This is a genomic window from Alistipes muris (assembly GCF_943193205.1).
Taxonomy (GTDB): domain Bacteria; phylum Bacteroidota; class Bacteroidia; order Bacteroidales; family Rikenellaceae; genus Alistipes; species Alistipes muris.
Window position 1 is genome coordinate 1 of record NZ_CALPDD010000017.1, and the last position, 8,342, is coordinate 8,342.

General features: G+C 61.2%; 8 protein-coding genes. 5 read left to right on the forward strand and 3 right to left on the reverse strand.

Annotation, left to right across the window (positions count from 1 at the left end; all coding sequences use genetic code 11):
• Positions 1 to 157: 157 nt before the first annotated feature.
• From NFR47_RS08445 to mutY, 4 genes are all read left to right on the forward strand, one after another.
• Positions 158 to 838 (forward strand): DNA alkylation repair protein, encoded by a 681-nt coding sequence (locus tag NFR47_RS08445; protein WP_251215141.1) that lies wholly within the window; start codon positions 158 to 160, stop codon positions 836 to 838.
• 68 nt (positions 839 to 906) lie between these two features.
• Entirely contained in the window at positions 907 to 1,629 is a 723-nt protein-coding gene (locus tag NFR47_RS08450) for a polyprenol monophosphomannose synthase (protein ID WP_251215142.1), read from the forward strand.
• Positions 1,626 to 2,825, forward strand: coding sequence for a glycosyltransferase family 87 protein (locus tag NFR47_RS08455; RefSeq protein ID WP_251215143.1), 1,200 nt, complete (start codon positions 1,626 to 1,628; stop codon positions 2,823 to 2,825). The genes NFR47_RS08450 and NFR47_RS08455 overlap by 4 nt, the downstream gene beginning before the upstream one ends.
• 13 nt (positions 2,826 to 2,838) lie before the next feature.
• A complete protein-coding gene (gene mutY, locus NFR47_RS08460) occupies positions 2,839 to 3,885 on the forward strand; it encodes an A/G-specific adenine glycosylase (protein WP_251215144.1) in 1,047 nt (348 codons plus the stop codon).
• On the opposite strand, the gene NFR47_RS08465 is transcribed toward mutY, so the two are convergent.
• Positions 3,861 to 4,808 carry a calcium/sodium antiporter gene (locus tag NFR47_RS08465; RefSeq protein WP_251215145.1) on the reverse strand — a complete coding sequence of 316 codons (948 nt, stop codon included), beginning with the start codon at positions 4,806 to 4,808 and terminating at the stop codon, positions 3,861 to 3,863. The two genes, mutY and NFR47_RS08465, sit on opposite strands and share 25 nt — an antisense overlap.
• 28 nt (positions 4,809 to 4,836) lie before the next feature.
• Positions 4,837 to 5,637, reverse strand: a complete 801-nt coding sequence (gene zupT / locus NFR47_RS08470; RefSeq protein ID WP_251215146.1) for a zinc transporter ZupT — start codon at positions 5,635 to 5,637, stop codon at positions 4,837 to 4,839.
• Positions 5,638 to 5,879: 242 nt separating this feature from the next.
• Between zupT and NFR47_RS08475 the strand changes: the two genes are divergently transcribed.
• Positions 5,880 to 7,853, forward strand: coding sequence for a protein-disulfide reductase DsbD family protein (locus tag NFR47_RS08475; protein ID WP_251215147.1), 1,974 nt, complete (start codon positions 5,880 to 5,882; stop codon positions 7,851 to 7,853).
• A gap of 72 nt (positions 7,854 to 7,925) precedes the next feature.
• Here the strand turns inward: NFR47_RS08475 and NFR47_RS08480 are convergent, their stop codons facing one another.
• On the reverse strand, positions 7,926 to 8,120 hold the full coding sequence (locus tag NFR47_RS08480; RefSeq protein WP_251215148.1) for a hypothetical protein: 195 nt from the start codon (positions 8,118 to 8,120) through the stop codon (positions 7,926 to 7,928).
• Positions 8,121 to 8,342 lie beyond the last annotated feature (222 nt).

The following is an 8,342-nucleotide window of genomic DNA, read 5'->3' on the forward strand; positions in this document are numbered from 1 at the left end:
GAGCACAAGGAATCAAAAACCTTGTGCTTCGCTGTTTATGGAGGTGGCAGATGTATGGCAGAGAGTGAAAATGCCGCCGTCGGGTCGGACCGACGAAGAAAAACGCTTCGGAATCCGGCGATAATGCGTATATTTGGCGGAAACAAACACCCGAACGATGACTTTGCGCGAACAACTATTCGAGCTGGCGGACACCCGCTACCGCGATTTCAGCGCCACGCTGACCCCGGGAGCCGGGAAAATGATCGGCGTACGCATACCGCAGCTGCGGGCCATGGCCCGCGAAATAGCCCGCGGCGACTGGCGGACGTGGCTCGAGGAAGCCGAGGACGAATATTTCGAGGAGAAGATGCTGCGAGGGATGGTCATAAGCTATGCGAAATGTCCGCCCGAAGAGAAACTGCAATGGACCGGCCGCTTCGTCCCGACAATCGACAACTGGGCGGTGTGCGACTGCTTCTGCTGGCGGCTCAAGGCGGCCGAACGCGGCCCGATGTGGCGCTTCATCCAACCCTATTTCAGCTCGCAGGCCGAGTACGAGGTACGTTTCGCGGTGGTCATGGCGCTGGGCAACTTCGTCGACGAAGAGCACCTCGACCCTTTCCTGGAGCTGTTGGGCGCTATACGCCACGATGCCTACTACGTCCGCATGGGCATAGCGTGGGCCGTGTCGGTCTGCTACGTGAAATTTCCGGAGCGCACGGAAGAATGGCTGCTCGACGGGTGCCCGCTCGGCGACTGGAGCTACAACAAGGCGCTGCAGAAAATCGTCGAATCGCTGCGCGTGACCCCCGAAACGAAAGCGAGAATCAAAACCATGAAACGCCGCGCGAAATAAAAAAGGACCGAAAAGCGTATTTCCGAAAAAAAACGTATTTTTGTAATCGACAAAAAAAATGAAAACCCATGCGCAGACTGGTAATCATACCCACCTATAACGAAAAGGAGAATGTCGCGGCCATGATAGCCAAGGTCTTCTCGCTGCCCGAAGAGTTCGACCTGCTGATTATCGACGACGGTTCGCCCGACGGCACCGCCGCAATCGTCAAGCAGCGCCAGCAGGATTTCCCCGGGCGGCTGCACTTGGTGGAGCGCAGCGGCAAGCTGGGGCTGGGCACGGCCTACCTGACGGGCTTCCGCTGGGGGCTGGACCACGGCTACGACTACATGTGCGAAATGGACTGCGATTTCTCGCACAACCCCGACGACCTGGTACGGCTTTTCGCCGCGGCGGCCGCGGGCAGCGACGTGGTGGTGGGTTCGCGCTATGTGAAAGGGGTGAACGTGGTCAACTGGCCTATGTCGCGGCTGATGATGTCGTACTTCGCCTCGAAATACGTGCGCACGGTGACCCGGATGCCTGTGCACGACGCCACGGCCGGATTCGTCTGCTATTCGCGCAAGGCATTGGAAGCCATCGACTTCGACCGCATAAGAATGAAGGGCTACGGCTTCCAGATCGAAATGAAATATACGGCATGGCGCCTGGGGATGAAAATCGAGGAGGTCTCCATCGTCTTCGTCGACCGCCAGGAGGGAACCTCGAAAATGAGCGGCGGCATCTTCGGCGAAGCGCTTTTCGGCGTGATGGGACTGCCGTGGCGTAAAATCCGCAAGCGCCAGCAATGACGCCGCAACTATCGGCACGCCGCCCGCACAAGGGCGGCTTTTTAGGTCGGGCCGGGGCTTTCTTTCTCAGCCCGCGCAACCTCTACATAATCGGTTTTCTGCTGATACTCGCGCTGTCGCTTATCGAAGCGTCGCGCGGGCGTCACCGCAATTTCATGATTTTCGCCGAGGCGACCAAACTGTTCTGGCAGCAGATAGCCCCCTACGGCGCAAACTGGCCCCCGGCGGGGATGCGGCTCGACTATTTCCTCTACGGACCGCTGTTCAACGTGCTGTTCGCGCCGTTCGCCTACCTGCCCGGATTGCTGGGCCCGGTGGCGTGGAACCTCTTCAACTTCACGCTGTGGTTCGCGGCGATTTTCACCCTGCCCCGCTTCACGCGCGAGGAGAAATGCAAATCGTTTCTCTACACGTTTCTGATATTGGCGTGCACACAGCTCTCATTCCAATACAATGTGACCGTGGGCTGCATGTTCCTTTTTGCCTATGCGCTGCTCGAACGCGGCCGGGGATTTTGGGCCGTGGTGCTTATCATACTGTCGGGGTTCACCAAAGTCTACGGCATTTTCCAGCTGGGACTGCTGGTCTGCTACCCGCGCTTCTGGCGCAACATGGGCTATGCGGTGCTGGTCGGAGCCGTGCTGTGGGCGCTTCCGGCTGTGGGCACGACACCCGACGGACTGCCGGGCTGGTATGGCGAATGGGCCGACGCGCTGCTCTCGCACAAGGATACGCGCGAATGGAAGAACATCTTCTATCTGCGGCCGCTGAACCTGCTTGCCGTGCAGCCCTGGGTGCAGGCGGGGGTGTTGGCGGCGCTGGCGGCAGGGCTCTTCGCGCGGTGGCGGCAATGGCGGAGCGACTATTTCCGCATCGGAGCGCTGGCCTGCCTGACGGGCTATGTCATCCTGTTCAGCAATTCGAGCGAAAGCCACACCTACGTTATCTCGCTGATAGGCTACATGATGTGGTACTGGACAATGAAGCGGGGGGGGGAATTGAAGCTCCTGGACCGCGTGCTGTTCTGGGCCGTCTTCGCGGTGGTGGTAGTCATGCCCGTCGATGTGCTGTGCCCGCCGCCAATCATGAATTTCTTCTATGGTCTGCAAATCAACCTGTGGCTGCTGGTCATTCTTTGGCTGCGCTTGGTGTGGACCGCTTTCGTCCGGATTCCCCGGGCGTTCGTTCTCCGATAATGCAACTGCGCCGATGCGACGGATAGCCCCCATCCTGCTGGAATGGTATGCCCGGGAGGGGCGCGACCTCCCGTGGCGCCGCACGCGCGACCCTTACCGCATCTGGCTGTCGGAAGTGATCCTGCAACAGACCCGCGTGGCGCAGGGGATGGACTACTACCTGCGGTTCACGCAGCGCTGGCCCGAAATCGGGGCGCTGGCCGCGGCGACCGAAGACGAAGTGCTCAAACTTTGGCAGGGGCTGGGTTATTACAGCCGTGCGCGCAACCTCCATGCGGCAGCACGAACGGTGGCGGAACGCTTCGGGGGCGAATTCCCGAAGACCTACGCCGAAGTACGCGCGCTGCCGGGCGTGGGCGACTACACGGCAGCGGCGATCTGCTCGGCAGCCTACGACCTGCCCTGTGCGGTGCTCGACGGCAATGTCTTCCGGGTGCTGTCGCGGCTTTTCGACGTCGAAACCCCCATCGACACGACGGCGGGCCGCAAGGCGTTCGCCGAGCTGGCGCAATCGCAGCTGGACCCCGCGCATCCGGGGCTCTACAATCAGGCAATCATGGATTTCGGGGCCCTGCAATGCACCCCGGCGCAGCCCCGCTGCGGCGACTGCCCGCTGGCGGAACTCTGCTTGGCCCGGGCCGCGGGAACCGTCGCCGAACGCCCGGTCAAACAAGGCCGCACGAAAGTGAGCGACCGCTGGTTCCACTATCTGCACATCGTCTGCGGCGGGAAGACGCTGCTGGCGCGGCGCGAGGGGCGCGACATCTGGCAGGGGCTCTACGAATTCCCGCTCATAGAGACCGACGGCCCGGCCGACTTCATGGCGCTGACGGCCCTGCCCCGTTTTGCGGAACTCGCAGGCGACGCATGGCATCTGATACACAGCGTGGAGATGCCGCGCCACCAGCTTTCGCACCGGACGATTCACGCCACGATACACCGGATCGAGACGCCGCAGCTGACCCCGGCCGCCGAAGCGCTGGCCGTGGCGACCGAAACGGTAGGCGACTACGCCGTGCCGCGGCTGCTGGAACGCTATTTAATCAAATACCAGATATAGGCTGCGTAGATAACCAGGAAAATGGCTCCCTCCCATCGGTCGACAGTCTTGCGCCGGAACGTGAAGGCGGTGAGGAACAGAAGCAGCGAACTGAGCACCACCATCGAAACGTCGAGGGTGGTGATACCGCCCATCGTGAGGGGCCGGATAGTGGCGCTGACGCCGAGAATCAGCAGGATGTTGGCGATGTTGGACCCCAGCACGTTGCCCAACGCGAGCCCGGCCTTGCCCTTGACGACCGAAACGACCGACGAAGCCAGCTCGGGCAGCGAAGTGCCGCCTGCAACGAGCGTGATGGCGATGACCGATTCGCTGACGCCCAGCTTGCGGGCGATGACGGTGGCATGGTGGAGAAACAGCTCGCCGCCGCCGACCAGCCCGGCCAATCCGACGACGATGAACACGAGCGTGAGCCACAAGGCTTTGGCGGGTTTGGCGGAGTGCTCTGAAGCGACGCTCCGCCCGGCCGTCTTGACGGTGAACCACAGCAGCCCTATGTAAAGCACGAGCATGACGATGCCGTCGGTGCGGTCGATACGGTCGACCGTGCCGAGGTGCAGGAGTCTGTCCGAGGCGAACAGAAACAGCAGCAGCGATGCGACGAATCCGAACGGAATGTCGCGTCGGATGTTGCTGCGCGAAAGGGCGAGGGGCCGGATCAGGGCGCAGACCCCGAGGATGACGAAGACGTTGAAGAGGTTGGACCCGACGACGTTGCCGACGGCGATGTCGGACTGCCCGCCGAGGGCCGACAGCACGGAGACGACCAGCTCGGGGGTGGAGGTGCCGATGGCGACGACGGTGAGCCCGACGATGAACTCGGGAACCCGGAACCGCTGTGCGAGCGCGGCGGCGCCGTCGGTGAGCAGGCTGGCCCCGGCGAGGATGAGACCGAGCCCGACGAGAAGCAAAACGATATTCATATACTTATACTTAATATACAACTGCGCCCTAAGCGAGCATAATCAAACTTACTGCCATAAGGGCCATTCCGGCGACAACGCCGTAGATGGACGTATGGGCTTCGCCGTACTCGCGGGCGGCGGGCAGCAGCTCGTCGATGGAAATGAAGACCATGATTCCTGCGACGACGGCGAGCACGCATCCCATCAATGTGGGCGACATGAAAGGCATAAGGACCGCCCAGGCGAGCAAAGCCCCGACGGGCTCGGCCAGGCCGGAGAGGAACGAGAGCCAGAACGCCTGTCTGCGGTTGCCCGTGGCGTAGAAGATGGGGACGGAGACGGCGATACCCTCGGGGATGTTGTGGATGGCGATGGCAATGGCAATGGCGACGCCCAGCGCGCTGCTGTCGACAGCGGCGGTGAAGGTGGCGATGCCCTCGGGGAAGTTATGGATGGCGATGGCGAGCGCAGTGAGAACCCCCATGCGCATCAGCTGCGGATGGCGCGGCCGCCGGTCCATCTCCTCGACGCTGTGGGCCTCGTGGGGATTCTCGACCGAGGGCACGAGCCTGTCGATGATGCCGATCAGGAGGATGCCCCCGAAGAACGAGACGACGCAGAAGACCATGCCGACCCGCTCGCCCCACGCGGAAGAGAGCGCCTCGCAGGACTGGCGGAACAACTCGACGAACGACACGTAAATCATCACGCCGCCCGACAAGCCCAACGAAAAGGAGAGCAGACGCTTGTTGGTTCGCCGGGTCAGAAGCGCCACGGCGCTGCCGATGCCCGTAGCCAGGCCGGCTCCGAGCGTGAGCAGAAAAGGAACGAGAAACTGCGAATTCATACAAACTGCGTTTGGGACAAAGATAATGCAAACGGCACGAAGAACGGCGTGCGATTTCGGATTCTTTGAAAACGGGGATGTTCTGCACTGTCGGCGGCGCGGCCCCTGCTCGAACAAATTCGGCATTGTTCGGCTTGCGCTATCTTTACAGAATATCGGCGGCGCCTCGGCAAAATGCAAACAAGTTTGCTTTTGCTCTCGGCTTGCGCTATCTTTGTCCTCGGCAAACAAACTTACCGAAAATGCGAAAGATACTGATGATGGCAGCGTCGGCGATGGCCGCGCTGACGGCGACGGCGCAGCAGGCGACGTGGACCCACCGGGTGGAACCGCAGGGCGGCGACGCCTACCGCATAGTGCTGGAAGCACAGATACCTGCCCGCTACCACATGTACGACATGGGCCCCTACGAAGCGGACGGCCCGACGGCGACGGCAATCGTGCTGACGCCGGGCGAAGGCGTGACGCTGGAAGGCGGCGTGGAACTTCTGACGAAGCCCCACCGCTACCACGACGAGATATTCGACATGGAAATCGGGACGCTGGAAGAAACAGCGGTCTTCGTCCAAAACGTCCGGCTGACGGGAACGCAAGGCACCGTGGAGGCAGCCCTCGAATGGATGCTCTGCGATGACCGGAGCTGCACACCGCCCGACGAACGGCAAATGACGATCCGCATCCCGGAAACCTCGGCGGCAGAAACGCCTGTCGGAAAAGTTGAAGGAACAACCGCTCCGGCCCACGATACGACGGACGACAAAGGCATGTGGGCGCTGATAATCGAAGCGGTGCTGTGGGGATTCGCGGCACTGCTGACCCCGTGCGTCTTCCCGATGGTCCCGATGACCGTCTCGTACTTCCTCAAGGGCGAGGGAGGCCCGGCGATGGGCCGCCTGCGCGCGGCGCTCTACGGCATTTTCATCGTAGCGCTCTACACGCTGCCGATTGCGGCGATCATTCTGATAACCCGTGCGGCGGGCGGCGACGCGGTGACGGCCGACATCTTCAACTGGCTGGCGACGCACTGGCTGCCGAACGTGATCTTCTTCTTGGTATTCATGGTCTTCGCGGCGTCGTTCTTCGGCGCGTTCGAGATTACGATGCCTTCGTGGATGGTCAGCAAGGCCGACGCCAAGGCCGACACCAAGGGACTGGGCGGCATCTTCTTCCTGGCGCTGACGCTGGTGCTGGTGTCGTTCTCGTGTACGGGTCCCATCGTGGGTTCGGTGCTCATCAAATCGACCTCGGGCGAATTCTGGGCGCCGATACTGACGATGCTGGCCTTCTCGCTGGCGTTCGCCCTGCCGTTCACGCTCTTTGCGCTGTTCCCGTCGATACTGAAAAAACTGCCCAAGAGCGGCGGCTGGCTCAACTCGGTGAAAATCGTCATCGGATTCATCGAAGTGGCGCTGGGATTCAAGTTCCTGTCGGTGGCCGACCAGACCTACCACTGGGGACTGCTCGACCGCGAAATATACCTGGCCGTCTGGATCGTGGTCTTCTCGCTGCTGGGGCTCTACCTGCTGGGCAAGCTGAAGTTCGCGCACGACAGCGACCTCTCCCATGTGGGCGTGGGGCGGCTGGCGCTGGCAATTGCGGTCTTCTCGTTCGTGGTCTACATGATACCGGGCATGTGGGGAGCGCCGCTCAAGGGGCTTTCGGGTTACCTGCCGCCGCTGACGACGCAGGATTTCATCCTGACGCCGGGTGCTGCGGCGACCCCGACGACGGAAACGGCCGCGCCGCAAAAACGCAAATACGCCGACTTCCTGCACCTGCCCCACGGGCTGGAGGGCTTCTTCGACCTTGCGGAAGCCGAAGCCTACGCCGCCCGCGTGAACAAACCGCTCTTCATCGACTTCACGGGCCACGGCTGCGTGAACTGCCGCGAAATGGAATCGCGCGTCTGGTCGGACCCGGAAGTGCTGGCGATTCTGCGCGACGACTATGTAATCTGCGCCCTCTATTCGGACGACAAAAAACAACTGCCCGAAAGCGAATGGGTGACCACCGACGGGGGCAAGGTGCTGAAAAGTCTCGGCAAAATCAACTCCTACCTGGCGCGCAAAACCTACGGAGTGAACGCCCAGCCCTGCTACATTCTGCAAGGCCGCAACGGACAGCTGCTGGCACCGCCGCGCGGCTATGACCTCGACGTGGCGGGATTCGTGGAATTCCTGCGCACAGGACTGAAAGCCTACGCCGCAGAACGCTGACGGCCCTTTTCTGTCGGCAAACAAAAAAGCCTGCATTCCAACGGGATGCAGGCTTTTCGTACGCTGTGACGCCTACTTGGTGCTCCGCGACGAGGAGCTGCGCGACGACGTGGTCTTGGCCGTCGAACGCCCGGAAGTGGCGCGGCCCGAAGCGGGCTTGGAAGCGGACTTGGCCTCGGGGCCCTTGGAACGGTGGCTGGCGGTCGTCGTAGACTTCTGGCTACGCGAAGCAGCGGTGCTTTCTTTTTTGTTGCTGTACTCTTTCATAACTCTAAAAAAGTTTAAATGACACGGAAAGTCCTGCAAATAGCACGCCGAAAATAAAAGATTGCCCAAATCAAGGCTTTCGAGGGAAAAAACGACGCGCTCATCTTAGAGAGGGAGTACGCAGATGCTTCGTTCGTCGAGTGCTCGTTGCTTCGCTTATTTCACTGTGCTCAGAATCTGTGATAAACAACGAAGCACAAGGTTTTTGGGTTCCTTGTGCTT

Excerpts from the sequence above, each read along its gene's own strand:
- NFR47_RS08445 (WP_251215141.1), top strand. The coding sequence starts at position 158 with ATGACTTTGCGCGAACAACTATTCGAGCTGGCGGACACCCGCTACCGC.
- NFR47_RS08450 (WP_251215142.1), top strand. The coding sequence starts at position 907 with ATGCGCAGACTGGTAATCATACCCACCTATAACGAAAAGGAGAATGTC.
- NFR47_RS08455 (WP_251215143.1), top strand. The coding sequence starts at position 1,626 with ATGACGCCGCAACTATCGGCACGCCGCCCGCACAAGGGCGGCTTTTTA.
- mutY (WP_251215144.1), top strand. The coding sequence starts at position 2,839 with ATGCGACGGATAGCCCCCATCCTGCTGGAATGGTATGCCCGGGAGGGG.
- NFR47_RS08465 (WP_251215145.1), bottom strand. The coding sequence starts at position 4,808 with ATGAATATCGTTTTGCTTCTCGTCGGGCTCGGTCTCATCCTCGCCGGG.
- zupT (WP_251215146.1), bottom strand. The coding sequence starts at position 5,637 with ATGAATTCGCAGTTTCTCGTTCCTTTTCTGCTCACGCTCGGAGCCGGC.
- NFR47_RS08475 (WP_251215147.1), top strand. The coding sequence starts at position 5,880 with ATGCGAAAGATACTGATGATGGCAGCGTCGGCGATGGCCGCGCTGACG.
- NFR47_RS08480 (WP_251215148.1), bottom strand. The coding sequence starts at position 8,120 with ATGAAAGAGTACAGCAACAAAAAAGAAAGCACCGCTGCTTCGCGTAGC.